The following is a 25,479-nucleotide window of genomic DNA, read 5'->3' as shown; positions in this document are numbered from 1 at the left end:
TGCTCACATCTTTCCGCAAAGTCCAAGGAGCCGCCTTAGGAAAGATTACGAAGTAGCAGAGGGCATTTTGTGATCGACGACAGCGTCATACGCGGCCGTGCCCCCAACTGGAGGGGTCCGGGAAACCGAGCACGTTCCCCAACACATCGTCGCGCAGTTGTGCTACGGCTCACTTTCCTGAGCTTGTCTTAGAAAATTTCCGAAGCGCCGTCGCTGCGTAGCGAGTGATGATTGAGCTCGGACGATGACCAAACTCGGACGACGACCACCAAAGGAATTTAACAATGACCCTGGAAAGCATGGACCTTACAGCCTTTGCAGAAACGTACCTCGCCAATGAGAGCGATGGAAACGTCTCGCAGGTATTCAACCCGGCGACCGGAGAAGTGATCGCCAGTTTTCCGATCGCGTCTGAATCCGATGTCGACGCGGCCGTACAGCGAGCTTCTGAGGCGTTCAAGACCTGGGGTAGCACTTCCCCGGCCGAGCGCGCGGCCGTGCTGCTCAAGATCGCTGACGCGGTTGAGCAGGAGATTGAGGAATTCGCTCGGGTAGAGAGCCTGAACGTCGGGCTTCCAATCGGAGATGTACGCGAGTTCGTGGTGCCGACAGTCGTGGATGTTCTTCGATTTTTCGCCGGCGCTGCTCGCATCTCAACGGTGCCGTCCGTGGACGAGTACGACAACGTAAGTACTTCATGGGTTCGGCGGGAGCCGCTCGGAGTCGTCGGGCTCATCACGCCTTGGAACTACCCACTGCTGATGGGGGCCTGGAAGATCGCACCGGCACTCGCCGCCGGCAATACTATGCTGCTTAAGCCGGCGACGGTGACGCCGCTCAGTACCCTCAAACTGGTCCAGATCGCCAACCGTTTTCTCCCTGAAGGCGTGATCAACCTCATCCTTGGTAGCGGAGCAGCGGGGACTGCGATGGCTGAGCATCCCAAAATTCGAAAGATCGCGTTCACAGGTGCAACATCTACTGGCAAATTTGTAGCATCGACCGCGGCCCAGACCGTTAAGAAGGTGGGCCTGGAGCTCGGTGGCAAGGCTCCGGTGCTGGTGTTCGCTGACAGTCCAATCCGTAAAACTGCCGAAGACCTCGTCGCCTTTGGTTATTCCGGAGCCGGCCAGGATTGCACGGCTGCTTGCCGCATCATCGTCGAAGAATCGGTCTACGAGGAATTCGTAGAAGAATATTGCAGGGCAGTCAGCGAGCTTGTCCTCGGTGACCCGTCCGATCCGGCCACGACACTGGGCCCGGTGATTTCCGAGAAGCAACTGAAGTCGGTTCTCGGGTTCATCGAGCGCGCCCGGGAAGCCGGCAACACGATCAAGCTCGGCGGCAAACAGGCGGATCGCCCAGGCTGGTTCATTGAACCGACTGTGATCACCGACGTCAAGCAGACGGATGAGATTGTGCAGAGCGAAGTGTTTGGCCCAGTGGTCACCATCCAGTCGGCACAGAGCGACGACGAAATGCTGCAACTCGCCAATGACATTAACTACGGACTCTCAGCCAGCGTATGGACGACCAACCTTGCGCGTACTCTACGCTTCACCAAAGAGCTCCACTTTGGCACTGTCTGGGTTAACCAACACACACCGAATGTCTCTGAGATGCCCTTCGGTGGATACGGCGAGTCGGGCTACGGTCGCGAGCTGTCATTGCACGGTCTGGACGAGTACTCCCAGCTGAAGCACGTCATGGTCAAGCCTGGGCTCGACCTCTAGAGACCAGGAGACAACGAGGAGATGACAGAGAGAGCAATGACCGCGATTACAAAAGTTCCGGTAATGATGGCTGCAGTTCAATTGGTAGGGCACGGGGGGCTCGACCAGCTCGTGTACCGGACCGATGTGCCGACCCCTGCTGTGGAGCCGGGAGGAGTGCTGGTCAAAGTTGGTGCCTGCGCCCTCAACAACACCGAGATCAACACCCGAACCGGGTGGTACGACAGGGTGGTGGAGGAGTCTGTCTCGGAGGAGCTCGGTCTGGCTGGACGCAACGACGGGGCCGGCGCGACCTGGAATAGCACGAAGATGTCCTTCCCCCGAGTTCAAGGGGCGTCGGTGGCTGGAACGATCGTGGCGGTCGGTGAAGGGGTGGATGAGAGCAGGATAGGGACTCGAATCGTCGTCGACCCTTCTGTCCGGGATCCGAAGCTGCCTCGCCGTGCTCAGATTGTCGAGTACCTCGGTGGCGACAGGGACGGAGGATTCGCCGAGTATGTGAATGTGCCGTCCGTGAACGCGCACAGCGTGAGCACTGCTCTGAGTGACGCGGAACTGGCAACGTTCCCTTGCTCATACGACACCGCCGAAGAGATGCTGGCCCGGACCGAGCTTAGTGCGGGTGAGACGGTTGTCGTAACCGGTGCGGCCGGAGGGGTGGGTACTGCAACTATCCAGCTGGCACAGGCACGTGGCGCGCGTGTCGTGGCAATTGCTAGTGCGGGGAAAGAGGCCCGACTGAGGGAGCTCGGCGTCGAGGGGTTTGTCGCACGGGAGGAACCGGATCTAGTGGCTGCCGTTGCAGATGTCATTGGTGAACGCGGCGCCGACGTTGTCATCGACGTTGTCGGTGGCAGCATGTTTGAGAGTTTGCTTCTTATGCTGCGGCGCGGAGGTCGTTATGCAACAGCGGGCGCCATCGGCGGACCGGTGAGCCGTATAGATCTTCGGGAACTCATCTATAAGGACCTGGAGTTGCACGGGATCACGAACCCGACGCCTGAAACGTTCACTCGTCTCGTCAGTCTTATTCAGGAGGGAAAGATTAAGCCCCTCGTGGAGGACGTCTATCCGCTCTCGATGCTCCGTGAGGCTCAAGAGACGTTGCTGAAAAGAACGCATATCGGCAAAATCGTCGTTGTACCGGACGGTTTGCCATCGGACTCAAGTACCCGCAATTGAAAGCGGGGAACCTGCTAAAGCGCCGAGGCGCAAGAACTAACTGCTAGAGGACATGGATCTGCAGACCAGCAACATGCCGTCGCTTTGTTCTCGGCTGGCTATCAAGTAAGTCGCTCGAGTGCAGGTTGGATTCATCCTTAGGGGAGGAACTGAGGGTCTTACCATCCCATCCCTTGTTGGGTCTCTCTCAAGCCCGGGCTGTGCACGGCAAAACTTAGTCGGGATGTTCAGTCGGCCTAGCCTTGAACCATTTCCAACTTACGCAAGCGAGGTAGGTTTCGCTTCGTGGCCTCGATGGAAGGTTGTTGGAGGGGCGAGCGCCGGGAGGTGGATGGTGGACTTGGTGAGTGGCGTCTTCTGCGTTGAGACGCCGTTCAACTGTCAGCAGGGGCTTGTACGACACCCGAAATGCTCCGTCGTTTCGCCTGTCGGCAGAGGGAAGTACAAATCATCAGCCCTCACGCAGCTCCAGCGCACCAGCCACTCGTAGAGGTGGGACCGTGGTACGCAACGCCTGATTTCCCGGTGCAGTCCCGCCTGTTCTGATGCCAAAGGGGTGACACCTTTGGACGGGCGAAAATACCACCAGGGCCTCCTATCTCCTCGCAACTGGGAGGCCCTGGTCCCTGACCAGGTCCTCGCCCTAACCAACCAACCAAGGTATTACGGAGGGTTGTTGTCGAGCAGCTGTTCAGATAGTGGCGAGCAACGTCGCCAGTGCTTGCTCATATGGCGCCGGTCCTCTGGGGCCGGCGGTAGCAGCTGGAGGATAGAAAACATACGGGCGCAAGCCACTCTTTCGACGAAGAAAGGATGAATGCACGTGACGACGCAACTGACAGGAAACGATCCGGTTGCTGCACGCAATGTCATTTTCTACGACCCCTTGGTACAGCAGAAAACTGAACGACGCCATGGCCAGCCTCAAGCCCCGAAGCTCACACGCGCAATCCGGCAGAAACACAGCGAAAGAGACAATCCAGGTACAACCCGTGATCAGGCGCTTAACCTGGTCAAAGATGACCTGGCAAAACTTGCCGTGAACCGTGAGCGGTGAGCCGATCGGACACAATGCTCCTAAGCTAGTGGCCAACTCCCAGAGACGGACAATCAATTACGCTTTATCAGCGCCTGTGTTTGTAGAGGTGGTGGCGGGCATCGGTCGAGCGTTGCAACTTCAACCGTCCGTCCAGGTCTCGAGAATTACCCCGAGCGATTACTGAGGTTCTTCCTGTCTGCGCATATCGGGGCTGGCCTGGACGTACCTTATCGCCCATGCAGCGACGTCAGCCGACCTCTGGCATCACGACAGGCACGTCATCTATCAGCACTGCGATTTGGGCCTACAGCCCGCACTGATAGGTTAGTCTCTAGCTTCTACTCAGCCAGTCCCCGAGTTTTGCAATGAAGCAACCGCGCGACAGGCTGGCAGTGGGTGCCTGAACTACTGACGGAAGGTCGACGACCCCCGCGCCGTCCTCCTCCCCCACGTCCTTCAGCTAACGCGGTGTTGGGGTCCTTCACCGACGCGCAATCATTTGCCGGCTGGACGGGAAGTCCGGGATATAGCCAGAAGATTAGGATTGTCGTCCAAAGGTGGCGGGACTTACCGGTTGCTGCTTCTTCGGGAGATTTCCTACTACAAGCAGGTATGACTCAGTTACCAGGTCTTTGACCATTCCGGCGTCAAGATCTCCGTCCGGGTGCAGCGTGATCCAGTGCTGTTTATTCATGTGGTACCCCGGGGTTATATCCTCGTACGCCTCCCGCAACGTGCGTGCATCGGACGGCGCCGCCTTAAGGATGACAAGTGGCTCGCCGGTGATGTCTGTTTGCAGCATGAACACCTTGCCATGCACCTTGAATACGTCCCATCCTTCGCCGGACGGATGAGTCAGCTCAGCCCCCGGCAGCTCTTCAGCACGACCGGTTGCGCATTGTTGTAGGGTTCGACCCCTCATATAAAAGGTCCTTCCATCTGGTGGCCCATCAATTACGCATGCAAGTAAGGTGAAAGTCCGCTAACAAGCCAATTCACGCCCCAGCTTCACCAAGCTGACTATGACAGGTTTGGATGGCCCCGGTAGGACGAATATTTCTGGCCCCACTCCAAGACTCGCCGGGCAACTGTGACGGCTATTTGTGGCCCCACCTTCAAAGTTGGATCCATCAGTGGATAGATGCGTTGGAGGGTGGGTCTGGATGGAGTCGAGAGTGGATGTGTTCGCGCGGATACGAAGGGACGCCCGGGTCGAGGGCTTGTCTATCCGTGCGCTGGCGGCCCGACACGGAGTCCATCGGAGGACGGTCCGGCAGGCTCTTGAGTCGGCTACCCCTCCCGAACGCAAAGCGAGGCAGGGGGTGTCTTGGCGACTGGAACCGTTCAAAGCAGCGATTGATGCCATGCTGATCGAGGATACGACGGCGCCGAGGAAACAGCGCCATACCGCCAAGAGGATTCTGGCCCGGCTCATTGATGAGTAAGGCGCGCAGGAACTCTCGTACTCGACGGTGCGTGACTACGTGCGAGTCCGTCGCGCCCAGGTCGACGTGGAGGCCGGATGCCGGGTGGAAGTTTTCGTTCACCAGGAACACGCTCGGGCGCTGAGGCCGAGGTGGACTTTGGGGAACTCTGGGTCGTGTTGAACGGTATGAAGACGAAGTGCCACATCTTCGAGGCCAGGTTCTTTCGACTATCTTCTCGAGCTACCGGCCACCAATTTCGCTTTCAGTTGTCTTGTAGGCGGACTTATTGGCGTCCGATCTTGGCGTACACCAAAGGTTTAGTCCGCCTATACATACTGGCAAGCAGGATCCCTCCCAGGAATACGACGCCGAGGAAGACCATAAGTGCGGTAGATAGGGCTTGTGATCCACCAGTCAAGGCGTTGAAGTTGGTGATGGCAAGGTAGGCGCAAATCCCGAGTCCCACCGCGGCAACAGTTGGGGCAATCATGCGGGGAAAGACGGAGAACTGGTCGCGTCCATGCCGATGCAGGTACACAAGGATGGCACCGTCACAGATGAAGAGGATCACAATGAGGACGAGGCTGGTCATGCCCAGCATCGCTGCATAAAACGCCACTGGATCTACGTTCGCCAAGACCGCTGCAATATTAACCGCCAAGCAGGCGAGGCTGGCTGCGAGCGAGGCCCGATATGGAGAACCTTGCTTGGCATGGACCATGCTCAGTTGCTTTGGCAGGATACCGTCGGCACCGAGAGCGAAGAGATAGCGGGCGACAATGTTGTGCCCGGCGAGGATAACGGCGAATGTGCTGGTGAAGACTAGTGCCGAGGAGATATCCGCTAATAGCTTCCCGCCAAATGTCAGGAAGGTCGAATGTATCGTTCCAGTGGGGTCACCGGCGGCCTGCGCAACAACGTCGTTGATTCCGGCCGCGTTCACAAATGCCCAAGACGTGACCGCATACATTGCAGTTGCAACGATGACCACCATGTAGGTCGCAACCGGTACCGTCCGAGAGGGGTTCCGCACCTCGGAACGGAACAGCGCTGTGATCTCGAATCCGCCGAACATACCGATAGCAAACAGCATTGCCATTGCGACAGAGCCGTTGATCCAGTTTTCGGGAATCAGAGGATCTGCCGAGATGACCCCAGCGGCGCCACCCTGCGTAAACACTGAAACGTTATAGATGACGATGACGAGTATCTCGAGCCCGAGGAACACGCTGAGCAGGGTTGCTGAAAGTGAAAACTTTAGGAGGCCGAGTATGGCCACAATGAACCAGAGGATAGTGCCCCACAGGTACCAGGGCAGTTCCGGCAGTCCGAGGGTATCGTGGAACAATTGATTCGATACGACACCTCCGAAAGCGAACGTCCCGGAATATGCTGCAAAGTAGCCGACAAGGGTCAGCAGCCCGGAGCCTAGGCCAAGCTTCTTCCCCAATCCCGCGGTGATGTACGCGTAGAAGGCCCCCGGCGTTGGTAGTATCTTCGTCATCCGAGTGAATCCCAATGCAAAAAGGCCGATTGTCGCACCGGCGACAATAAAGGCACCGGCGGCCCCGATTCCGTTTCCGTATCCCACAACGATTGGGATCGCCGCAAACACGATCACGAGTGGAGCATTCCAGGCCATCACGGTGAAGAATAGGTGAAATAAGCCTAGATGGCCCTTAAGCTCCACCGAAACGTTCCTAGCCTCGTTCGTCGTCGTGACCATAAATTGCCCTCTCTAGTGGATGTCAGTCGGTCGGTCCATGTGGGTCGGCAGCCGCCCCAACGAGGCCTACTTGATCCACACATCGCCAAGTTATGCCTAATGTGTGGATGGTCACATAGGCGCTTTAACTACGCAGATTCTCCGCGCTCGTGAACTTCACAAGCCACTAAAACGATGGGACCCTCAACTGCAACAATGCGATCCTCAACGCACGGACCGGCGCAGGTAACTCGAACTGCGGGATGGCCGGCTGAGCGGTCGCTTAAGGACAGCATGGCCGGAGTGGCGGCTTTCGGAAATCGTCCAAGCACTCAAGCACTGGGGTCCGGAGCGATCGCACACTTTGTCACCCAAAGGTGAAGGGCCTCACCAGGGACTGCCCCGGCTTTTGTTGACTCGGGGTCTTAGGCCGCTGTGAGCGCGGTCCGGTTGATTGTTTCATATTCGATGGGCGTAAGTTTTCCCAGCCGTCTTTGCCGTCGCCGGCGGTGGTAGGTCCGTTCGATCCAGGTCGTGATGGCCAGTCGGAGGTCTTGTCTGGTGAGCCATCGCTGACGGTCCAGGACGTTCTTTTGTAGCAGCGAGAAGAACGCTTCCATCGCGGCGTTGTCAGCGCACGCACCGACTCTGCCCATCGATCCTGTGAGGCCGTGGTGGCGGAGGGATTCGACGAAGCGGCGAGACCGGAACTGGGACCCCCGATCCGAGTGGACCACGGTTCCTGCCGGGCGGCGTGCCCGCACCGCATTCTCCAGTGCGGCCACGGCAAGCGAGGGCTTCATCCGGAAGTCCATCGAGTACCCGACGATCCTGCCGGAATAGACATCCTTCAACGCGCAGAGGTAGAGCTTCCCCTCGGCCGTGGGGTGTTCGGTGATGTCCGTCAGCCACAGCTCATTCGGCGCGGCTGCCACCAGGTCGTCGTGGACCAGTGGCCCCGGCTTCCGGTTCAGGCCCCGCTTCTTGGAGAACACCGACCAGATGCCGTGGTCCCTGCACAAGCGCTGGACCTTGTTCTCGCCCGCCAAAATGCCCCTAGCCGGGAGTTCGTCGGCGATAAACCGGTACCCGAACGCCGGATCATCTGTATGGATGTCCAAGGCGGCGTTGACCAGATGCGCGTCGACCCAGTCCCGTTCCGTCACCGGGTTGGCCCTCCACCGGTAATAGCCTTGCTTGCTGAATCCCAGTACCCTGCAGGTCACCGCCACGGGAACACCGTCGGCGGCAAGATCCGTGACCAGCGGGTAGATCTGTAAGCCGCCCGGCGCAGAACCTCATTCTCCTGCTCCAACAGGCGGTTCCGCTTCTTCAACTCCCGCATCTCGGCCGACTCAGCCACGGCCGGGCCAGCCCCGGATTCCTTACGCTCGGCGATGGCGATCCAGCGCTTCAACGTCGTGACCGAAAGACCGAAATCCTTCGCATTCTGCACCAGCGGCGCCTCACCCTTCCTGGCCACATCAATAACATCCTGGCGGAACTCCGCCCCATAAGGCGTGGGCATGGTCAACATCCTTCCACGAGCACAAGCTCGCTAGGTTAAGGAGTCAACAAAACCGGGGGCAGTCCCCTGGTATTGGCTGGGGTGTGCGGGGCTTGTTAGTGGGTTGCGCCGAGTTCGACTAGTAGGACGCCACCCATTACGAGGAGCATTCCAAGGCCCATTAGCCAGGTGAGCGGTTCGTTGAAGAGGAATTTAGAGATGATGGCGGTGAGGGCGACCCCTGCTGCTGCCCAGATACCGTAGGACACGCCTAGGGGAAGGCCGTTGGCTAGGGTGAGGGTGAGCATCATGAAGGCAACGAGGTAGCCGACAGTGACCCCGCCATACCAGCGCTTGTTGTCGACAGCGAGGCGAAGACTAACGGTGCCGGCGACTTCGAAGATGATTGCGGCGGCGAGGAACACGTAGGCCATTACAAGGACTCAGTTTTCTTGTGTCCGGCTTGCGCTCCGAGTTCGATGCAAAGGACCCCGGTGACGATGATGACTATGCCGACACCCATGAGGAAGGTGAGCGGCTCCTTGAAGATGGCGAGCGAACCGATCGCGGTCAGCGCGACGCCGCTTGCTCCCCAGACGCCGTAGGCCACACCTAGCGCCATGCCGGCGCGGAGCACTGCGGCAAGCAGACCGAATGCGCCGAGGTAGCCAGCGGCTACGACGACGTACAGGGCAGAATATTCGAGCGCACCCTTGAGCGACAGTGATGCAGTCACCTCTGCCAGGATGGCAGCAGCCAGAAGCAGCCACCCTTTGGTGGTCCTGTTCATTTAGATGGTTCCTTTGGGGACGAGGGTGCTGGGCGATCTATGCGGAATGACGTTTACGAAGAGTGGGGACGATTGTTCGACGCTCTGCAGTCAAGGGACTGCTCTGGGCTTGGATCGCCAGTGAGACGGCGAGAGCACCGAGTTCTTCGTAGGGCTGCCGGATAGTGGTCAGTGGAGGATCAGTGAGCTTGGCTGATTCCTCATCGTCGTAGCCGACCACGGCCACGTCGTCGGGCACCGTTAACCCTGCCCTGCGTAAGGACCGTAGGGCAGGACCTGCCATCCGGTCGTACTCGCAGAACATCCCGTCGAAGCGCACGCCGGCTGCGAGCAGGTCGTCGAGCTCCTTGAAGGTGAGCGGTGGGTCGCCTGCCGGGTTCTCACACTTGAGGATCAGTTGTTCATCGACTTCGATGCCCGCGGATTCGTGGGCGTCTCTGTAGCCTTGAATTCGTTGATCGACGAAGTCAGCCTTCCATGTGTTGCCGACGTATGCGACCCTTTGCAGGCCTTGTGAGAGCAGGTGTTCGGTTGCCATTCGGCCACCTGCCCGGTTGTCGACCGACACGGTTGGAAGAATCGGTTGAGTCACCGTGTCGTCTACGGAAACGACCGGAAGGCGAAGCGCGCCAGCGGCCTCCTGCACTTCGCGGCTCGCGCCGTATCCCAGAACTATCACTCCATCTGTGGGCACGTTACTGAGGGCGGATATGGTCCCTGCAGGACCGTCCCGCCGCTCGCCCACCGGATGCACGAGGAGGTGATAGCCGTGCTCTTCCGCGGCGTTGTACGCACTACGCACTACCGGCTCCCACCAGCCCCATTCGAAGTCAGGAACGATGACACTTAGAGCCCGGTAGTCGCCGGTTCGCAATGCGCGGGCTGCCAGGGAGGGCCGGTAACCCAGTTCATCGGCGATCTTACGGATACGTTCCCGCGTTGCAGGACTAACATCCCGGTGTGGTTCTGCCGCCAGGGCCCGCGACACGGTAGCTACGCCGACTCCTGCCCGTTTTGAAACGTCCGCGAGCGTTACGCGACTACGCGTCATCCGGCACCTCCTGCAGCGAGCGTTGACAGTTTGGGAACTGAGGGCTTACCTTAGCAACATCCCTTCCGGTAACGATACCGGTAACGTTTCAGTAGGACAAGCCAAGGACGTCTTCCCATGACTGCACTACCTCCCGAGTCGGAAGCCCCGCTCGTGACCACCTTTCAGGGGGCGGCGTTCGCTGCTCCTAAGCCTCTTCCGCGCGTTGGGGGTCTGTTCATCGCTATCTATGCGTTGGCGATGTTCGGTATTTGGATGGCGATCAACCTCCCGGCCACGGTGACGGTGGCGCTGCGCATTGGCGAGATTGACCCGGCGAATAAGACCACTACATATTCGATGGTCGCCGGTATCGGGACGCTGGTCGCGGTACTGGCCAATCCCTTCTTCGGTCGGCTCAGTGACCGCACCAGAAGCCGGTTCGGCCGCCGCCGCCCGTGGATTTTGGTCGGCCTGGCCGGTACGTCCGTCGGTGCTGCGGTTATCGGCCTGAGCGACTCAATACTGATGTTCATCCTCGGGTGGGTACTCATGCAGGCTTTCATCAATGCGGCCATCGCAGCGACGCTGGCCATCGTTGCCGACCGGATCCCCGAATCCCAGCACGGCCTCGTCGGCGCGCTCTCCGGCACGGCCTCCTCCGCGTCCACCGTGGTGGGGATCTTCTTCATCCAGGCGTTCCCCACGAGCATCCTCGCTCAGATCGGGCTCCCGGTAGCCATCGCCATCGTCTTCGGGCTCGCCCTGGTTGCCCTGATGAAGGACGACAAGCCGGCCGTAGGCGAACGTACGCCGTTCACCCTCAAGGAGTTCGCCGGCAGCTTCTACATCAACCCGCGCAAATCCCCGGACTTTGCCTGGTTCCTGCTCGCGTTCCTCCTGATCAACCTCGGCCTGGGCGTCGTCGCCACATACGCGGTGTACTACCTGCAGGACCAGATCAAGGTCTCCGAGGCTGACCTGCCGGGGACTCTCTTCCTCACCTTCCTGCTCAGCGGCCTGGTCGCGCTGATCGTTGCTCCGTTCGCCGGCTGGATCAGCGACAAGACCGGACGGCGCAAACCGCTCTTCATCATCGCAGCCGTCCTCATGGCCACCGGAATGGACGTCATCGTTCTCGCACAGGACGCCACGGTGTTCATTATCGGACAGACGCTGGCAGCTGGCCTTGCCATCGGCATCCTCTTCGGCATCTATATCGCCTTTGCAGTAGCAACACTCAAGGACACTTCCACGGTCGGGAGGGACCTCGGCATTGTCAACATCGCCTTCACCCTTCCGTTCTCCCTGGTCCCGTTCGCCGCACCGCTCCTCCTCGGTTCCGGCGAGGACCCGAACTACCAGCTGCTGTATATCGTCGGCGGTGTCCTCAGCCTCACCTGCATCCCCGTACTCCTGAAAATCCGCGCATCGCGGTAACCAGAAAGACATCCATGAGCCACCCTGATTACCTCAACCCTTCACTCACCCCCGAGCAGCGGGTTAAAGATCTTCTTCCGCGGATGACGCTGGAAGAAAAAGCCGGAATGCTCTTCCAGCCCGTCACCCGGCTACCGGAAGCGGGCTACAGCGACGACGAAGCCCGCACCGACGCCCGGGCCTCCGTACAGGACAAGCTCCTGAACCATCTCCACGTCCTCAACGGCACCAAGGCCGCAGAAATAGCTGTATGGACAAACGAACTCCAGAGACTTGCCGCCGAGACACGCCTGGGCATCCCCGTCACCTTCTCCACGGACCCGCGAAGCGGGTTCCGGAGCACCCCGTTCACCGGGCAGAGTACCGACGAATTGTCCCGCTGGCCCGAGCACACCGGGCTCGCTGCAATCGGAGACGAGGGCCTCGCCTACCAGTACGGCGACACCCTCCGTCAGGAGCAGATCGCGATGGGGATCCGCGTCTACCTCGGCCCGATGGCAGACCTGTACTCAGAGCCGCGCTGGTCACGCGGATTCGGCACCTTCGGTGAGGACGTCGACATGGTCTCCCGGCTCACCGCCGCCTTCATCCGCGGACTGCGCGGCAGCGACACCCTTGGCCCCCAAAGCGTTGCCGCCGTCGTCAAGCACTTCCCCGGCGCCGGTCCCCAGCTTCGCGGCGACGACGCCCACGACAAACGCTTCCCCGAGCAGGTCTACCCCGGCGGACAGCAACAACTCCACCTCCGCCCCTTCGAGGCCGCCTTCAAAGCCGGCGTCACCCAGGTCATGCCGTACTATGGCATGCCGGTAGGAACTGACTGGCAGGAGCGCGGCTTCGCCTTCAACGAACCAGTGATCCGGGATCTTCTCCGTGGCAAGTACGGCTTTGAAGGCATTGTCGTCAGCGACTGGTTCCTCCTCGAGCCCACCGTTCACGCCGGCTTGACCTTTGGCCCCAACGGGTACGGCTTGGAAGAGCTCACCCCAACCGAACGCTTGGTTATCGGCATGGGCGCCGGGGTCGACCAGTTCGGCGGCGACAGCTGCACCTGGCGGGTTGTTCAAGCTGTCAGGGACGGTCAGCTCGACGAGGTGCTTGTAGACCGTTCGGTCGCACGCTTGCTGCAGGAAAAGTTCAAACTGGGACTGTTCGAGAACCGCTACGTCGATGTTGAAAACGCCCACGGGGTCGGGACGAACCGGGAGTTTAGGGCGCGCGGCATCAATGCGCAGGCGGCGTCACTGACGCTACTCAAGACCGACGAGACACTCCCGCTCCGGGCCGGCACGAGGGTGTACTCCGAAGGCATCGACTGGTCCACCGTTGAACACAATTTCGAAATTGTCGCGACCCCCGCCCATGCAGAGGTTAACCTCGTCCGCCTTGACGCACCCTGGCAGCCCGACCCCGATAACGCACTCGGCGACTTCTTCCACCGCGGGCAGCTCGACTTTCCCCAGGACACCGTCAAACACATCGCTGAACTCGCAGCCCAAGCCCCGACGGTCGCAGCCATCTACCTCGAGCGCCCCGCAGTCGTGACAGAACTCCTCCCACACCTCGCCGGCCTCATCGGCGAATTCGGCGCCAGCGACCAAGTCCTGGTCGACGCCCTTCGTGGACGCACTGCGTTCACCGGCAAACTCCCGTTCGACCTGCCCAACAGCATGGCTGCAATCGAAAACTCACGGGAAGATGTTCCCTTCGACACCGAAAACCCTAGTTTCCGTCATGGCCACGGGATCACGCTCACGCCAGCAACCCTGTAAGCACAGGACGCAACGGAAGGTAGAGGCGGCTAGCCCAGCACCGCCGCCTCTACCCTCCCGGAGTCCCTACTCGTAGCTGTGATCGCTACTTTCCCCAACATAGAAGGCCCAAGTGTCCGCAACAGCACAAACCTATCCATCACCAGGAATGGTCGATGTCAGCGTTGACAACGCCTCACACATCGACCACGCCCTGAACGATGCAATTGAGACTGTCAAAGCGGCAGCCATCTGCCACCAAACGGGGATCATGATCACCCGAATCGGACCGGGCCGCTACATCGTCCGGGCACACCCGGCAGTGCCCTTCGGACTCATCCGCCAGCAACACAACTAGAGCAGGGCACCGACTTCAATGTCGCGTTGTAGAAGAAAATCAGCGCGGCTTCGCGACTGAAGATACACTTAGCTGCCTAATTCGCGCACACCCCAACCTGACGTCAGGAACCAGCCAAGAAACCGTCAGACTAGGGCCGATAATTAGGCTCTCTGACACGCCCTGCGGAAGCTCTGAGAACCCAACCTGACACTCCAATCTCCTCGTCAGAATCAATAGAGCCTCACCCATCCCGCCTTGACATCACCCGTGTTAGCGCTGACAGTTGAGGAGGCCATGGCACCAACCGGGAAAGCGGACGATTTGAAGAACTGGGCAGGAAACCTCGAATACGCCTCTGCAGATGTGCAGCGCCCCGAATCGGTAGCCGCACTCACGGACACCATCCGTAAGGCAGAACGCGTGAAGGCACTTGGCTCGCGCCACTCCTTCAACCGCATCGGTGACACCGAGGGCACCCACATCCTCCTGGACGCCCTGCCGCAGTCCATCGAGCTGGACGCAACAGGAGGAACAGTCCGGGTGAGCGGCGGCATCAGTTACGGCGCCCTCTGCCGGGAATTGGAACGCCAGGGCTTGGCCATCCACAACCTGGCCTCGCTCCCCCACATCTCCGTGGCAGGTGCCATTCAGACAGGAACGCACGGCTCCGGCGTCAACAACCAGTCCCTGGCAGGCGCGGTCCAAGCCATCGAACTCGTGCGGCCGTCCGGTGAGCTGACCAGGCTCACCAAAGAGGACGGCGACGAGTTCCTTGCCAGCGTGGTTGGTCTTGGTTCCCTGGGCATCGTCACGGCCCTGGAGTTGACGGTCAGCCCCAGCTTCCAGATGCGCCAGCGCGTGCTGGAGAACCTCCCGTGGGACAGTGCCCTGGAAAATTTTGAGGACCTTGTCTCCAGCGCCTACAGCGTCAGCCTCTTCACGGACTATGCGGGAGATACAGTCAGCCAGGTCTGGCTTAAAGCCCTCGACGGCGACCCGCAGCTGGCAGACCTCTTCGGCGCCACCGCTGCCACCCGGCCCAGGCATCCCCTGCCGGACATGTCCGCAGAGAACTGCACCCAACAGCTGGACGAAGCGGGCCCCTGGCTGGACCGGTTGCCCCACTTCCGCCACGAGTTCACCCCCAGCAAGGGTGAGGAGCTGCAAAGCGAGTTCATCCTGCCGCTGAAGCACGCCCCGGAAGCCATCCAGGCAGTCCGCTCCCTTGCGGACAAGCTTGCACCCGTGCTGTTCGTATCAGAAATCCGTACCATCGCTGCGGACCAGTTCTGGCTCAGCCCGTTCTACCAGCAGCAGAGCGTCGCCCTGCACTTCACCTGGAAGCCATTGCAGGCAGAGGTGGAAGCGCTGCTGCCGCAGCTGGAGGAACTGCTGCGTCCCTTCGGCAGCAGGCCGCACTGGGGCAAGCTGTTCACCCCCGCCGGCTACGACTGGGATCAGCTGTACCCGCGGTTCAGCGATTTCCAGGCCCTGGCGGAGGCGCATGATCCCGAGGGCAAGTTCCGCAACGCCCTCCTGGACACCGTGCTCGGCACATCTGCCGCACGTGCCCGCTGAATCCCGGGCACAATAACCGCAACACTAATAGCGGCCGCAGCATAAAGGCTAGGCTGGAGGGATGAAACGCTGCGTTGCCGCCCTGTCCGCCGTCCCCCTGATGCTGTTGCTCGCCGGCTGCGGCGCGGTCGAGGAGGCTGCCAGCACCGCAGCCAATGACGCCGCGTCCAAGGTTGCCACCGCGGCGGCAGAGGAAGTGAACCGGCAGATCTGCGCCGTTATCCAGGATGGGGTGGTCAGCGCCCAGGACAAGCAGGTGCTGGCAGGACTCGTTTCCGCTGCCCGCACGGCCGGTGTTCCGGCAGAAATTACGACGCCGTTGGGCGAGATCGCGGAGGCCGGGGACCAGGTGCCGGCTGAGTCAGTCCGGGCATTGAAAGACGCCTGCGCGGCTTACTGACAAGCTGGAAAATACCTCTATAAACGCCCGCCTCCTGGTGCTACGGTGAAATGACGAACTAGTAAGCCTGTGATACTAATCACGTGCGAAGGAGATCGTCATGGCTGAACGAGGAAATACCAAACACAACTCCGAGCTGGATGACCAGATGCAGCACGAGACCCAAGGGATGGTGCGCGGTAACCAGCCGGCCCACGCGGAAGAGTTCCGTGAGACGGAGCCATTTCCGGATGACACGGACGCGGCGGAAGTAAGGGAGGCCCTCAATCCGGTCGCCTCACCCGACCCCCTGGACGACGATGAGGAGGGGGAACAGTGACCGGCAGCCTCAAGCAGTACGCCGACCTCTACCGGCAACCCGGCCCTTGGTGCACCGCCTATGTCAATGCCGGCACCGGGACAGTTGATTCCCTGGAAGCTGCGGATGTCAGTCCCGGCAATGTGCGGACACAGCTCGAAGGGCAGGGCGCAACCGAATCCGATCTTGACGCCATGGAGCAGGCCATCCAGCCAGCAACAGGCGTGCCGGCCCCTGTGGCCCGCTTTGTCCTGGTGCACCAGGGCAAAGCAGAGATCAACGAGGTCCTGCCCGGAGACCTCGTCCTGCCCGAACGCGTCTCCGTAGACCCCGTTCCGGACCTTCTGCCCTTGGTCAAGCACCGCCCGGAAGAACTCCCGTATGTGGTGGCGGAAGTCAGCCGTGAGCACGGCGAAATCCGGTGGCTTTACCATGCAGGTGCCGGCGGCCCCACCAGCACCCGGGAAGTCGAGGGCGAACATGAGCATGTCAGTAAGTTCCAGGGCGGCGGCTGGGCCCACCTCCGGTTCCAGCACCACACCGAGGATGTCTGGCGGCGCAACGCCGACGAGATAGCCGGCGAGATCGACAAAGTGGTCAGCAGCAGCGGGGCCCGGCTGATCGTCCTGGCCGGGGACATCCGCGCCCGCGGGCTCGTCCAGGAGCAACTTTCCCAGGCAAGCCAGCCCCTCGTGTCCCAGGTGGATTCGCATACCCACACGGCGGGCGCGGACAACCAGCTTCTTGAAGACCAGGTCAACCAGAAAGTCGCCGAACTCTGGGCAACTGAGCAGCAAGAGGTCATGGACCGCCTGGCAACGCAGGAAGGCCAGGCAAACCCCGAATCCGCCACCGGTATCGGCGCAGTAGTGCATGCACTCCAGCAGGCGCAGGTGGACGTGCTGATCTTCAACGACGCCGCATTGTCCGAAAGGACTTTGCTTGCCCTGGACGCCGAACCCTGGGTTGCAGCAGCCGAGGAGGAATCCCTGGCAGCCAACGTCCTGGGCAAGGTTCCCGCACCAGCTGCCCTCCTTCGGGCAGCGGCACTGACGGATGCCCGGGTGCTGCTGGTTCCCGGCCCGGTCCTGCCGGAAGGCGTTGACGTGGCGGCGCTTCTGCGCTGGTCCACGGGACCTGACGTGCCGTCGTCGTCGTAATCCAGCCAAGCTGCCAAACCAACTGATTGGAAGATGCCATGACTTCAGCAGACGAAACCCCGGAGGCCCCGGGCGGCGTGATCATTCCCGGGGAGGACGCCCTTCCGAACCCGGATCAATCCGGGCATGCGAAGATGCCCGAGAACGTGGACGACGACGTATACCAGGCAGCAGTCGAACAAGAACGGGTGGCAGCCGGGCTGGCTGACTATGCCCCGGGTGAGGTTCCTCCTGCCACCGATCCCCTGCCGGAAGAATCATCAGAAGAAGCAGACCTCGCCCAGCGGGGACTGCTGGGCGACGACCGAAAAAGCCGGGAGTAGCCCGCGAGAACCAGCGGCCTGACAAGGAGGGAACCAGAACCCGCAACCCCTAGGGCTGCGGGTTCTGGTTCCCTCCGCTATGCTCGTCCGTTGCCCGGCGGCTTGTCCGTCCGTGATGCGTCCGCCGCGGTGAGCGGTGGTCGGGCGCCACAAAGGGAACCACCTCCGGGTGCCTGCCAACCGGCAAGGCACTGATGAATTTGGTCAGTTCGTCCTGGAGGACCTTCCACGCGATAGAAGGATCATCAGGATAGGCGTTGATCTCCGCATCCCGCGCCGCTTCCAGCGCCGCTGCCCCGGCCTCCGTCAGTTCCACCTTCAACTGCCGGCGGTCTGACTGCTGGCGGGTGCGGGTGATGTGGCCGGTTGCTTCCAGCCGGGTAAGGATCCGGCCGAGCGTCTGGCTTTGCACCCGGATTGCCTCGGCAAGCTGCTCCTGGTTGAGCGGCCCGCCGGCCAGCCCCTCCAATGCAATTACCGCAGCCCTCGTCAGTCCGAGGTGTGCCAGCGCATCGTCCTGGCGCCTCTGGACCAGCCGCGCCGCCAGAGTGATCAGGCGGTAGCTGTTCCGGGCGTCTGGATCGAGGTTGCTGGTCATCGGCCGGGGCCTTCCTGTAGGTGGCATGGTGCGGGGTCGCCTGCGTCGCTACGGTCCTACAATAAGCATGCTTAGCATCATATTTGCAAGTAGGCTTACTATCCCTCCTTGCGGAGGGGTGAAGAAACACATCTCCGCACGTCGCCCCCTTGCGCATCAAAAGCAAAGTGTGCTTAGTATCTAGTTAGTAACCTTGCTTACTAATCGCCAGCACTGCTGGTTCTTGTTGCCAGCTAACCCTTGATGAAAGAGAGCCCGATGACAGAGAACCAATGGCCCCAGACCACCAACACCGCTGCGACCGACCCCTTTGCAGCACCGGCCACCGGTGTTGATGACAGCTACGCCACCACCACCCCGGGCACCACTTCCGGCACCTCCAAGAAGGAGACGGCCAAGGAGGAAGCGTCGAACGTAGCCAGCGAGGCAGCGTCGGCAGCGCAGGGCGTGGCCCAGACGGCCAAGAGTGAAGCGGCCAATGTGGCGGCCGAGGCGAAGAACAGCGCCCAGGACCTGCTGCACCAGGCCAGGCAGGGCCTGAGCAGCCAGGCCGGTACGCAGCAGCAGAAGGCCGCCGACGGCATCCGGACCATTTCCAGCCAGCTGCAGAGCATGGCCGAGGCACCGGACCAGCAGGGCGTTGCCAGCGACCTTATCCGGCAGGCTGCCCAGCGCAGTGAGTCCGTGGCTTCCTGGCTCGAGAACAAGCAGCCCGGCGACCTGCTGAATGAGGTGCAGCGCTTTGCCCGCAACCGCCCGGGCACTTTCCTGCTGCTTGCAGCCGGCGCGGGTGTCCTGGCCGGCCGCCTCACCCGCGGCCTCACCGCAGGCGCCACCGAATCATCGCAGAGCTCTGCAGCGATTCCTGCGCCGCCTACCGTTCAGCCCGCGGTAGCTCCGCTCCACCAGGAAACGGTGTACGCAGCCGGAGCCGGCGATCTTTACGACGAGCCCGTAGTCGGAACCGGCGCTCCGGTTTCCTCCTCCACGTTGCCGTCCGGCACCACCGAGGATTCCCCGCTGCGGTTCGAGGATGACCCCTACCGCGACGAGGACGGCAGCTACCGCGGTACGGACGGCACCTACAGGTCGACGGAAGGACGCCAGCTGTGAGTAGCCAGATTCCTGAGGTGCCGCCGGGCGAGGCGCATCAGAAGGCCGATAACACGTCGCTGGGTGATCTGCTCGGTGAGGTGACCCGGGACCTGTCCACCCTGATGCGCCAGGAAGTGGAGCTGGCCAAGGCCGAAGCCAAGCAGTCCGCCACCCGGGCCGGCAAAGGCGGCGGCATGCTCGCCGGCGCCGGCGTGGCCGGGCACTTCGTCCTGCTGTTCCTGTCCCTGGCCCTGATGTTCGCCCTCGGCGCGCTGATGCCGCTGGGCTGGGCCGCGGTCATCGTGGCCGTGATCTGGGCCATTATCGCCGCGGTCCTGGCCTCCACGGGGCGCAAGGAACTCAAACAGATCAAGGGCATGCCCCAGACCGGCGAAACACTCTCCGAAATCCCCCCAACCCTAAAACCAGGTGAGGTAAACCGATGAGCGAGAACCCCGACGCAATCCGCCAAGACATTGAAGCCACCCGCGCACGCCTGGGCACCAACGTGGACGCGGTCGCGGACAAGGTCACCCCGTCCAACATCGTCCACCGCCAAACCGACAAACTCAAAGACGCCGTCACCGGCGTGAAGGAGAAAGTCATGGGAGCAGCAGACACCGCCACCACCAAAGTCCACGACACCGCCTCCACCGGCGCCGGACACACCACCAACGCCCTGCACTCCACCGGCGAAACCCTCCACGAGGCCAAAGACAACGTCGCAGCCAAACTCTCCTACGCCGGCACCACCCTCTCCCAGGCACCGGACCAGGTCAAAGCCAAAGCCCAGGGCAACCCCCTGGCCGCCGGACTCATCGCCTTCGGTGCCGGGCTGCTCGTCTCCTCCCTGATCCCGCCGAGCCAGAAGGAACGCGAAGCGGCCAACCAGGTCAAGACCGCAGCCCAGCCCCTGGCCGGCAAAGTCACCGAGGCAGCCAAGGACGTCGTCCAGGACCTCAAGGAACCCGCCCAGGAAGCCGTCGAAAACGTCAAAGCCACCGCCACCGACGCCGCCCAAAACGTCAAAGCCGAAAGCCAAAGCGCCACCAGCGACGTCAAAGACCGCGCCACCGACGCCAAAACCAACGTCCAAAACACCTAGTACGGTGCTTTGACGCCAGAACAGGCCGGTTCCCGAAGAGGGAACCGGCCTGTTCCATGTCCTTGGGCAGTTGGGCCTGGGCCCACGACCGCAGGGTGTGGCCTTGCGGGGTTAGGGGGTTGGGGACTAGCGCTTGCCCTTCTTTCGGGAGCCCTTGCCACGCCCCTTGTCCGGATTCGGTGCATAACGCTGCGCCACCTTTGGTGCCGCCTTCCTGGGCGTGCCGCCGCGGCGGTCCGGTTTGGGCTCCTTCTTCGCCTTGACCGGCTGGGCCGAGGGCTGGCGCGAACTCTGCGCCGTCCGCCCCCGCACAATCCCGATGAACTCCTCCAGGACTTCGTCCGTGGCATCCGCCGGCCACACCAGCGCGATGCCGGTTCCCGGCGCGTCCGTCAGCCTCCGCGCCACGGTGTCCTTGACGTTGAAGTGCCGGGCAACGGACATGGGCAGGACGGCGAGCCCGGCTCCGGTGGCAACGATTTGGAGCGCCGCCTCGGGGCCGCCCAGCGCGGCAACATCCAGGAAGGACTCCTGGTCCAGGTCCGCCAGCGCCACTTCCTCGAAGACAGAGATTTCGTGCCCCTTGGGAGCCACTACCACCGGCTGCTCCTCGTACAGCGGAATGACGCTGAGGCCCTCGCGCTCTATGGGAAGCCGGACAAACGCCATGTCCGCTGAACCGTTCCGGACCACCTCGACCCGGGCGGCGCCGTCGTGCAGGAACGCAGTGAGGGGGATGTCCGGCATCCGCTCTTCCCACCGCCGGATCCACTTCCCCGGCGTGACCCCCGCAACGTACGCGATCCGCAGCGTCCGCGGCTGGTCCGCGGCATCCCCAGGCTCGGGGGAAGCGTCGGGCGGGGACTCGTTGGAGGAAGGCACGTCTTCACAGTACCTTCCGCCCGGATACCCTTGAAGCATGAGCTCTGCTAACTCCCAGTCCATGAAGCCGGCCACTGTTGCCAAGAAACTTGGCATCTACCTGCCCGCAACACCGCAGGAGTTCCAGGAATCCACCATCACCCGCGAAGAATTTGCCGAGCTCCAGGCCAACCCGCCGGAGTGGCTCGCCGAACTCCGCCGCAACGGCCCGCACCCCCGCCCGGTGGTGGCGCAGAAGCTGAATGTTTCCATCAGCGGCCTGGCTCGCGGCGGTGTGGACCAGCCGTTGACGACGGCGGAAATCACCGCGCTGCTGCAGGCTCCCCCGCAGTGGCTGGTCACCGAACGCGCCACGCATGCCGCGGTCCGCGCCGAAAGCCAGCGCGTCAAGGAAGAGGCCGCGAAGAAGGCAGCCAGGAAGTAAGGCGCAGCCGGCCGCTTAGTCCTGGTGCAGCTGCACGTAGTTGCCGCAGCCGTCGTCGAACACGGCGCTTATGCCTGACGGGTCCTCCGCCGGTTCGCCCCGGAACACCACGCCCGCGTTGATAAGCCGGTCATACTCGGCCCGGACGTCCCGAACGCCGAACACGATGGCCGGGAGCCCGGCGTCGTAGAGGGCGTTCATGTAGTTCGCGCCGATCGGATTGTCGCTGGGCTCCAGGAGCAGGCCCACGGGGCCGCCTCCGGTGCCTTTTTCCGGCGTGGCCGGGTCCTTGATGATGTAGAGGTTGTACTCCGGCATGGCCATGAGCGTATCGAAGCCCAGGGTGCCGGTGTAAAAGGCGTGGGCGGCGGCGGGGTCCTTGACGTGGATGCTGCACATTTTGATTCGCATGGTCCCCAACATACGCCCAAGCCCTGGCGAAAAGGGCGCTGCACCGGCCATTGACCACGGCTCGCAGCAGGGGTGCAATGGAAGGACCAGCCCGGGATTCCGCCGTCCGGGCACATTTAGGGGCAGGAGCCACGCGATGTTTGAGGGACTGCTGCAGGGCGTGTGGGCGCTTGTTCTCGCCGGTCCCGTGCTCGTGGCAAGCGTGGCCGCCACCGTCTTCCTCGTCCGCCGCCGCGTCCTGGCGCCTGCCGGCAGGCCCGACAGCTCGGACCAGGTGTTCTGGGACCTCTTCCTGGGTGCCTGCGTCGCCGTTCCGGCTTTCCTGATCCCCACCCTCGCCTCGCCATGGACGGGGCTGTTCCTGGGTGCGGCCGGTGCGGCAGCGGGCACCGCCGCCTACCTGGGCACTCCCCGCTACCTCGCCCGCCGTGCCGCGCGGCAGGATCTCCGGGAGCAGCAGGCGGCGCACCTGGCAGCCGCCGCGGCCCATGACGAACTGATGGCCCGGTGGCGGCGCTATGAGCTGGATCCGGCCTGCATCATCGACTACCCCACGCTCACGGATGTACGGCTGCCCGAGACTTCCGCGCTCATCAAGGCGATGCGCACAGCGGACCAGTTGCGCACGGCTTCCCACCGGGGCTATCCCGACGCCGTCAACCGCCTCGCTGCTTCCCTCACCGCCGCGGAACGGGTGGCGGGCATTCCGGCGGAACAGGCCTAGCCGCACGTTAAGGGGTGTGTCGGCTGGCTGGAGGGTGGAAGCTCCTACCAGCCCGGGCACTTCGCGGCCGGGTTCGACGACGAGACGCGTCCCATTGCCGCAGCATTGGCGGAGCTCAACCGGAACGGCCTGTTCACCAGGGAGTCCCAGCCGGGGCTTCGCTCGGAGACAGCGGCGCAGCGCGAATATGTCACCGGCTTCTGCAACGCCGGCCTGGCCGCAGAATTGCTGGCGCTGTCCACCCGGTCTGAACTGGTGGCGGTGGCCCACGCGCCGGGCGACTCAAGCAACGCGGCCATTCCCGTAACTACGGCCGGAACAGAGGTCACCACCGTGCTCGGCTCCAGCGAGAACCCGGTGGACGATGGCCAGATCCGGGACTGGGCCGACGAAACCAACGATTCCCTGGCGCTGCTGCTGGCGGACTCCTGGTACGTGGAGATCCTGGACCCGGTGTGGGGGCGTACAGGTGTCCCTGCTGCCGGCAGTCCTTTCGGCATTGACCGGGCGGGGTTAGCGGCGGCAGAAACGGAAGGGGGCGGGGCAACTGCCCCGCCCCCTTCCCGCTGATGGAGCTAAAGCTCCACCGTGCCGCTCTCGCCAACGCTCATCCGGCTGTTGGTGACCTTGGACTTCACCCACTGGAGCACGGTGGCGGCGGTGCCGCCGGGGCTGTGCCAGTACTCGGCGGAGTCCGAATCGATGTGCAGCAGGCAGACCTCGGAGGTGTCCGGACCGTCCGGGAACCACGCCTCCACGGCCTGGTTCCACAGCTCATGGATCCTGGCCCGGTCCGTCACCACCTCGGCCGTGCCGGCCACGGAAACCCACTCGGTGTTCTTGCCAAAGGCGACGTTGACGCGGGAGTCCCGCCGGACGTGCGCCACCTGGGAAGTGCCGAGGCCCGTGAAGAACCACATGTCGCCGTCGTCCTTGACCTCCTGGACGGCCAGCGGACGGCTGACGAGCGCGCCTTCCTCGTTGATGGTGGTCAACATCCCGATCTTGGAATCGTTGATGATGTCCGTAACCTTGCTGATGCCCTGGGCGTCAGTCATGTCTCACCTCGCTTGTTTGCATAGGGGACGCTCCCCACGCCAGCCTATTAGTAAGCATGCTTATTTACCAGCGGCATCGACTTACGCGGGGACGGCGACCTTTGCCAGCTCGGCGATGCGGGCAGCGGTCTGCCGGCCGATGCGGATGGCGCCGTCCACGTGCTGGTAGCCTTCGGCGGCGAGGTCCGAGGAGGACCAGTAGATCGGGCCGACGGGTGCCAGCTGGTCCTTGCCGTAGCGGTGCAGGCCGCCCAGGTCGTAGCTGGCGGCATAGGCGCCGCGGGTCCATTCCTCCGAGCCCCAGTCGGACTCGTAGTAGACCTCGGGGGTCAGTGCCTCGTCGCCCAGGTAGCCGGCAATGGAAGCCAGGATGGCCCGCTTCCGGTCTTCGGCGCTGAGCTCGAAGACAGCGTCGGCCTTTTCGTCTGAGACAAAGCCAACCAGGGTGCCGCGGGCATCGCCGTGGTTGGTGTTGTCGTACACCTCCTGGACCAGTGCGTCAGCGCCGAACCCGGTGCCGGACAGGCCCTTGTCCCGCCAGAACGGCGTGGGGTATACCGCATGGACCTTGATGACCAGGCCCAGCGACTGGTGCTGGTGCATCTGGTGCTGGCGGCGCGGCAGCGGCGGGTTGAAAGAGACCCGGGAGTAGAGGTTTGGCGGCACTGCCATGATCACGAACCGTGCATTGACCGTAGCGTGGTCCGATGCGACGGTGACGCGGTGGCCGCCGTCGGTGTCCGGCTCCCAGTTGATGGTGCGCACAGGGGTGTCGAGGACGACGTCGTCGCCAAGTTCCCGCGCCAGCAGCAGCGAGACCTGCTGCATACCGCCCACCACGCGGCGGTCCAGGATGAAGTCCTCGTTGGTGAGGTTGGTGAAGGAACCGGCGGACGCCGCCATCAGGACCGCCTGCAGGGCGGAGAAGGAATGGGCGGGCTTGGTGAGCATGCCGCCGGCAATGAACAGGCCGATATTCTTGCAGGCTTCCTCATTGGTTGAGTTTTGCCGCAGCCAGTGGTGGAAGGAAATGGTGTCCAGTTCGCGCGCCTTGGGGTGCGCCCATGGTTCGGTGGCGCCGACCTCCGCGGCGAGGCCATCCAGCAACGCAACCAGGCGGTCCATTTCGGCGGCCGTGGCCGGATCCACCGGGAAGGTCTCCCCGGTGTAGCGGACGGGGATGCCGTCGGTGCCGATGTAGACGGACTCGCCCTGGCGGTAGCGCGGGTAGGTCTCCAGGTTCAGGTCCTGAAGCATCTCCAGGAGCGCGGTCTGGTCCGGCGAGACCCACTGGCCGCCGATTTCCAGTATCGCCCCGTCCACGTTCCCGGTCCAGGTGCGGCCGCCCACACGGTCGCGGGCCTCCAGCACGGCGACGGTCAGCCCGGCCTTCTTCAGTTCACGGGCTGCGGTGAGCCCGGACGGCCCGGCTCCAACGACCACGACGTCGCGGGTAAGGTTCAGCATGATGTCCTCTCT

General features: G+C 62.4%; 26 protein-coding genes and 3 pseudogenes. 18 read left to right on the top strand and 11 right to left on the bottom strand.

The genetic code is table 11. The features are described from left to right. Nucleotides 1-284 precede the first annotated feature (284 nt). From ACLH0K_RS00330 to ACLH0K_RS00320, 3 genes are all read left to right on the top strand, one after another. The gene (locus ACLH0K_RS00330) at nucleotides 285-1,733 is read left to right on the top strand and encodes an aldehyde dehydrogenase family protein (protein ID WP_411374901.1); all 1,449 of its coding nucleotides are present in this window, start codon (nucleotides 285-287) and stop codon (nucleotides 1,731-1,733) included. Nucleotides 1,734-1,754: 21 nt separating this feature from the next. Further along, entirely contained in the window at nucleotides 1,755-2,915 is a 1,161-nt protein-coding gene (locus ACLH0K_RS00325) for an alcohol dehydrogenase family protein (protein ID WP_411374900.1), read from the top strand. An 823-nt stretch (nucleotides 2,916-3,738) separates the two neighbouring features. Continuing rightward, nucleotides 3,739-3,972: a hypothetical protein gene (locus ACLH0K_RS00320; RefSeq protein WP_411374899.1), complete on the top strand. Its 234-nt coding sequence runs from the start codon at nucleotides 3,739-3,741 to the stop codon at nucleotides 3,970-3,972. A 520-nt stretch (nucleotides 3,973-4,492) separates the two neighbouring features. Here ACLH0K_RS00320 and ACLH0K_RS00315 read toward each other — a convergent pair. Then, nucleotides 4,493-4,876 (bottom strand): MmcQ/YjbR family DNA-binding protein, encoded by a 384-nt coding sequence (locus ACLH0K_RS00315; RefSeq protein WP_411374898.1) that lies wholly within the window; start codon nucleotides 4,874-4,876, stop codon nucleotides 4,493-4,495. Between the two features lie 241 nt (nucleotides 4,877-5,117). On the opposite strand from ACLH0K_RS00315, the pseudogene ACLH0K_RS00310 reads away from it, so the two are divergent. After that, nucleotides 5,118-5,614 (top strand): annotated as a pseudogene (locus ACLH0K_RS00310) (IS21 family transposase); the annotation flags it as partial. Nucleotides 5,615-5,664: 50 nt separating this feature from the next. Here the strand turns inward: ACLH0K_RS00310 and ACLH0K_RS00305 are convergent. From ACLH0K_RS00305 to ACLH0K_RS00285, 5 genes and pseudogenes are all read right to left on the bottom strand, one after another. Then, a complete protein-coding gene (locus tag ACLH0K_RS00305; protein WP_411374897.1) occupies nucleotides 5,665-7,107 on the bottom strand; it encodes an APC family permease in 1,443 nt (480 codons plus the stop codon). Nucleotides 7,108-7,511: 404 nt separating this feature from the next. After that, nucleotides 7,512-8,614 (bottom strand): annotated as a pseudogene (locus tag ACLH0K_RS00300) (IS3 family transposase). A gap of 95 nt (nucleotides 8,615-8,709) precedes the next feature. Beyond that, nucleotides 8,710-9,027, bottom strand: coding sequence for a DMT family transporter (locus ACLH0K_RS00295; RefSeq protein ID WP_411374896.1), 318 nt, complete (start codon nucleotides 9,025-9,027; stop codon nucleotides 8,710-8,712). Beyond that, nucleotides 9,027-9,383, bottom strand: a complete 357-nt coding sequence (locus tag ACLH0K_RS00290; protein WP_411374895.1) for a DMT family transporter — start codon at nucleotides 9,381-9,383, stop codon at nucleotides 9,027-9,029. The genes ACLH0K_RS00295 and ACLH0K_RS00290 overlap by 1 nt, the downstream gene beginning before the upstream one ends. Nucleotides 9,384-9,420: 37 nt before the next feature. Further along, a complete protein-coding gene (locus ACLH0K_RS00285) occupies nucleotides 9,421-10,434 on the bottom strand; it encodes a LacI family DNA-binding transcriptional regulator (RefSeq protein ID WP_411374894.1) in 1,014 nt (337 codons plus the stop codon). 117 nt (nucleotides 10,435-10,551) lie between these two features. Between ACLH0K_RS00285 and ACLH0K_RS00280 the strand changes: the two genes are divergently transcribed. The 8 genes from ACLH0K_RS00280 to ACLH0K_RS00245 all read left to right on the top strand — a co-directional run bounded on the left by ACLH0K_RS00280 (nucleotide 10,552) and on the right by ACLH0K_RS00245 (nucleotide 17,703). Continuing rightward, nucleotides 10,552-11,853: an MFS transporter gene (locus ACLH0K_RS00280; protein ID WP_411374893.1), complete on the top strand. Its 1,302-nt coding sequence runs from the start codon at nucleotides 10,552-10,554 to the stop codon at nucleotides 11,851-11,853. Nucleotides 11,854-11,867: 14 nt separating this feature from the next. Continuing rightward, entirely contained in the window at nucleotides 11,868-13,625 is a 1,758-nt protein-coding gene (locus ACLH0K_RS00275; protein ID WP_411374892.1) for a glycoside hydrolase family 3 protein, read from the top strand. 112 nt (nucleotides 13,626-13,737) lie between these two features. After that, nucleotides 13,738-13,962, top strand: a complete 225-nt coding sequence (locus ACLH0K_RS00270) for a hypothetical protein (RefSeq protein ID WP_411374891.1) — start codon at nucleotides 13,738-13,740, stop codon at nucleotides 13,960-13,962. Between the two features lie 303 nt (nucleotides 13,963-14,265). Then, nucleotides 14,266-15,522 (top strand): D-arabinono-1,4-lactone oxidase, encoded by a 1,257-nt coding sequence (locus tag ACLH0K_RS00265; RefSeq protein ID WP_411376522.1) that lies wholly within the window; start codon nucleotides 14,266-14,268, stop codon nucleotides 15,520-15,522. 61 nt (nucleotides 15,523-15,583) lie between these two features. Further along, entirely contained in the window at nucleotides 15,584-15,922 is a 339-nt protein-coding gene (locus ACLH0K_RS00260; protein WP_411374890.1) for a hypothetical protein, read from the top strand. Between the two features lie 100 nt (nucleotides 15,923-16,022). Then, complete coding sequence (locus tag ACLH0K_RS00255) at nucleotides 16,023-16,241, top strand: hypothetical protein (protein WP_411374889.1); 219 nt, start codon at nucleotides 16,023-16,025, stop codon at nucleotides 16,239-16,241. Further along, on the top strand, nucleotides 16,238-17,380 hold the full coding sequence (locus ACLH0K_RS00250; protein ID WP_411374888.1) for a Vms1/Ankzf1 family peptidyl-tRNA hydrolase: 1,143 nt from the start codon (nucleotides 16,238-16,240) through the stop codon (nucleotides 17,378-17,380). The genes ACLH0K_RS00255 and ACLH0K_RS00250 overlap by 4 nt, the downstream gene beginning before the upstream one ends. Nucleotides 17,381-17,418: 38 nt before the next feature. Continuing rightward, entirely contained in the window at nucleotides 17,419-17,703 is a 285-nt protein-coding gene (locus ACLH0K_RS00245) for a hypothetical protein (RefSeq protein ID WP_411374887.1), read from the top strand. A 49-nt stretch (nucleotides 17,704-17,752) separates the two neighbouring features. On the opposite strand, the gene ACLH0K_RS00240 is transcribed toward ACLH0K_RS00245, so the two are convergent. Next, the gene (locus ACLH0K_RS00240; protein WP_411374886.1) at nucleotides 17,753-18,301 is read right to left on the bottom strand and encodes a MarR family winged helix-turn-helix transcriptional regulator; all 549 of its coding nucleotides are present in this window, start codon (nucleotides 18,299-18,301) and stop codon (nucleotides 17,753-17,755) included. 258 nt (nucleotides 18,302-18,559) lie between these two features. On the opposite strand from ACLH0K_RS00240, the gene ACLH0K_RS00235 reads away from it, so the two are divergent. The 3 genes from ACLH0K_RS00235 to ACLH0K_RS00225 are packed head-to-tail and all read left to right on the top strand — an operon-like array spanning nucleotide 18,560 to nucleotide 20,501. Then, a complete protein-coding gene (locus tag ACLH0K_RS00235) occupies nucleotides 18,560-19,414 on the top strand; it encodes a hypothetical protein (protein ID WP_411374885.1) in 855 nt (284 codons plus the stop codon). Next, nucleotides 19,411-19,842 (top strand): phage holin family protein, encoded by a 432-nt coding sequence (locus tag ACLH0K_RS00230; RefSeq protein ID WP_411374884.1) that lies wholly within the window; start codon nucleotides 19,411-19,413, stop codon nucleotides 19,840-19,842. The genes ACLH0K_RS00235 and ACLH0K_RS00230 overlap by 4 nt, the downstream gene beginning before the upstream one ends. After that, complete coding sequence (locus ACLH0K_RS00225) at nucleotides 19,839-20,501, top strand: DUF3618 domain-containing protein (RefSeq protein ID WP_411374883.1); 663 nt, start codon at nucleotides 19,839-19,841, stop codon at nucleotides 20,499-20,501. The genes ACLH0K_RS00230 and ACLH0K_RS00225 overlap by 4 nt, the downstream gene beginning before the upstream one ends. A 126-nt stretch (nucleotides 20,502-20,627) precedes the next feature. Here ACLH0K_RS00225 and ACLH0K_RS00220 read toward each other — a convergent pair whose 3' ends face one another. Further along, the gene (locus ACLH0K_RS00220; RefSeq protein ID WP_411374882.1) at nucleotides 20,628-21,422 is read right to left on the bottom strand and encodes a LysR family substrate-binding domain-containing protein; all 795 of its coding nucleotides are present in this window, start codon (nucleotides 21,420-21,422) and stop codon (nucleotides 20,628-20,630) included. On the opposite strand from ACLH0K_RS00220, the gene ACLH0K_RS00215 reads away from it, so the two are divergent. Beyond that, a complete protein-coding gene (locus ACLH0K_RS00215; RefSeq protein WP_411374881.1) occupies nucleotides 21,421-21,807 on the top strand; it encodes a DUF5997 family protein in 387 nt (128 codons plus the stop codon). The two genes, ACLH0K_RS00220 and ACLH0K_RS00215, sit on opposite strands and share 2 nt — an antisense overlap. Before the next feature lie 15 nt (nucleotides 21,808-21,822). Here ACLH0K_RS00215 and ACLH0K_RS00210 read toward each other — a convergent pair whose 3' ends face one another. Then, nucleotides 21,823-22,218: a VOC family protein gene (locus ACLH0K_RS00210; protein WP_411374880.1), complete on the bottom strand. Its 396-nt coding sequence runs from the start codon at nucleotides 22,216-22,218 to the stop codon at nucleotides 21,823-21,825. Nucleotides 22,219-22,354: 136 nt separating this feature from the next. On the opposite strand from ACLH0K_RS00210, the gene ACLH0K_RS00205 reads away from it, so the two are divergent. Both ACLH0K_RS00205 and ACLH0K_RS00200 read left to right on the top strand, forming a co-directional pair. Next, a complete protein-coding gene (locus ACLH0K_RS00205) occupies nucleotides 22,355-22,942 on the top strand; it encodes a hypothetical protein (protein WP_411374879.1) in 588 nt (195 codons plus the stop codon). Nucleotides 22,943-22,966: 24 nt separating this feature from the next. After that, nucleotides 22,967-23,459, top strand: a pseudogene (locus ACLH0K_RS00200) (DUF6919 domain-containing protein); the annotation flags it as partial. 58 nt (nucleotides 23,460-23,517) lie between these two features. On the opposite strand, the gene ACLH0K_RS00195 reads toward ACLH0K_RS00200, so the two are convergent. Continuing rightward, nucleotides 23,518-24,000: a pyridoxamine 5'-phosphate oxidase family protein gene (locus ACLH0K_RS00195; RefSeq protein ID WP_411374878.1), complete on the bottom strand. Its 483-nt coding sequence runs from the start codon at nucleotides 23,998-24,000 to the stop codon at nucleotides 23,518-23,520. An 81-nt stretch (nucleotides 24,001-24,081) separates the two neighbouring features. After that, on the bottom strand, nucleotides 24,082-25,467 hold the full coding sequence (locus tag ACLH0K_RS00190) for a flavin monoamine oxidase family protein (RefSeq protein ID WP_411374877.1): 1,386 nt from the start codon (nucleotides 25,465-25,467) through the stop codon (nucleotides 24,082-24,084). Nucleotides 25,468-25,479: the final 12 nt, after the last annotated feature.

The sequence above is a fragment of the Arthrobacter sp. MPF02 genome (assembly GCF_046605375.1).
In the GTDB taxonomy this organism is placed as follows: Bacteria; Actinomycetota; Actinomycetes; order Actinomycetales; family Micrococcaceae; genus Arthrobacter.
Note: the sequence above shows the minus strand (reverse complement) of the source record. Positions and strands in the feature narration are given on the sequence as shown.

Excerpts from the sequence above, each read along its gene's own strand:
- ACLH0K_RS00315 (WP_411374898.1), bottom strand. The coding sequence starts at position 4,876 with ATGAGGGGTCGAACCCTACAACAATGCGCAACCGGTCGTGCTGAAGAG.
- ACLH0K_RS00245 (WP_411374887.1), top strand. The coding sequence starts at position 17,419 with ATGACTTCAGCAGACGAAACCCCGGAGGCCCCGGGCGGCGTGATCATT.
- ACLH0K_RS00220 (WP_411374882.1), bottom strand. The coding sequence starts at position 21,422 with ATGCTTCAAGGGTATCCGGGCGGAAGGTACTGTGAAGACGTGCCTTCC.
- ACLH0K_RS00195 (WP_411374878.1), bottom strand. The coding sequence starts at position 24,000 with ATGACTGACGCCCAGGGCATCAGCAAGGTTACGGACATCATCAACGAT.
- ACLH0K_RS00260 (WP_411374890.1), top strand. The coding sequence starts at position 15,584 with ATGAAACGCTGCGTTGCCGCCCTGTCCGCCGTCCCCCTGATGCTGTTG.
- ACLH0K_RS00295 (WP_411374896.1), bottom strand. The coding sequence starts at position 9,027 with ATGGCCTACGTGTTCCTCGCCGCCGCAATCATCTTCGAAGTCGCCGGC.
- ACLH0K_RS00275 (WP_411374892.1), top strand. The coding sequence starts at position 11,868 with ATGAGCCACCCTGATTACCTCAACCCTTCACTCACCCCCGAGCAGCGG.
- ACLH0K_RS00190 (WP_411374877.1), bottom strand. The coding sequence starts at position 25,467 with ATGCTGAACCTTACCCGCGACGTCGTGGTCGTTGGAGCCGGGCCGTCC.
- ACLH0K_RS00240 (WP_411374886.1), bottom strand. The coding sequence starts at position 18,301 with ATGACCAGCAACCTCGATCCAGACGCCCGGAACAGCTACCGCCTGATC.
- ACLH0K_RS00325 (WP_411374900.1), top strand. The coding sequence starts at position 1,755 with ATGACAGAGAGAGCAATGACCGCGATTACAAAAGTTCCGGTAATGATG.
- ACLH0K_RS00210 (WP_411374880.1), bottom strand. The coding sequence starts at position 22,218 with ATGCGAATCAAAATGTGCAGCATCCACGTCAAGGACCCCGCCGCCGCC.
- ACLH0K_RS00205 (WP_411374879.1), top strand. The coding sequence starts at position 22,355 with ATGTTTGAGGGACTGCTGCAGGGCGTGTGGGCGCTTGTTCTCGCCGGT.
- ACLH0K_RS00235 (WP_411374885.1), top strand. The coding sequence starts at position 18,560 with ATGACAGAGAACCAATGGCCCCAGACCACCAACACCGCTGCGACCGAC.
- ACLH0K_RS00255 (WP_411374889.1), top strand. The coding sequence starts at position 16,023 with ATGGCTGAACGAGGAAATACCAAACACAACTCCGAGCTGGATGACCAG.
- ACLH0K_RS00215 (WP_411374881.1), top strand. The coding sequence starts at position 21,421 with ATGAGCTCTGCTAACTCCCAGTCCATGAAGCCGGCCACTGTTGCCAAG.
- ACLH0K_RS00285 (WP_411374894.1), bottom strand. The coding sequence starts at position 10,434 with ATGACGCGTAGTCGCGTAACGCTCGCGGACGTTTCAAAACGGGCAGGA.
- ACLH0K_RS00290 (WP_411374895.1), bottom strand. The coding sequence starts at position 9,383 with ATGAACAGGACCACCAAAGGGTGGCTGCTTCTGGCTGCTGCCATCCTG.
- ACLH0K_RS00225 (WP_411374883.1), top strand. The coding sequence starts at position 19,839 with ATGAGCGAGAACCCCGACGCAATCCGCCAAGACATTGAAGCCACCCGC.
- ACLH0K_RS00305 (WP_411374897.1), bottom strand. The coding sequence starts at position 7,107 with ATGGTCACGACGACGAACGAGGCTAGGAACGTTTCGGTGGAGCTTAAG.
- ACLH0K_RS00330 (WP_411374901.1), top strand. The coding sequence starts at position 285 with ATGACCCTGGAAAGCATGGACCTTACAGCCTTTGCAGAAACGTACCTC.
- ACLH0K_RS00280 (WP_411374893.1), top strand. The coding sequence starts at position 10,552 with ATGACTGCACTACCTCCCGAGTCGGAAGCCCCGCTCGTGACCACCTTT.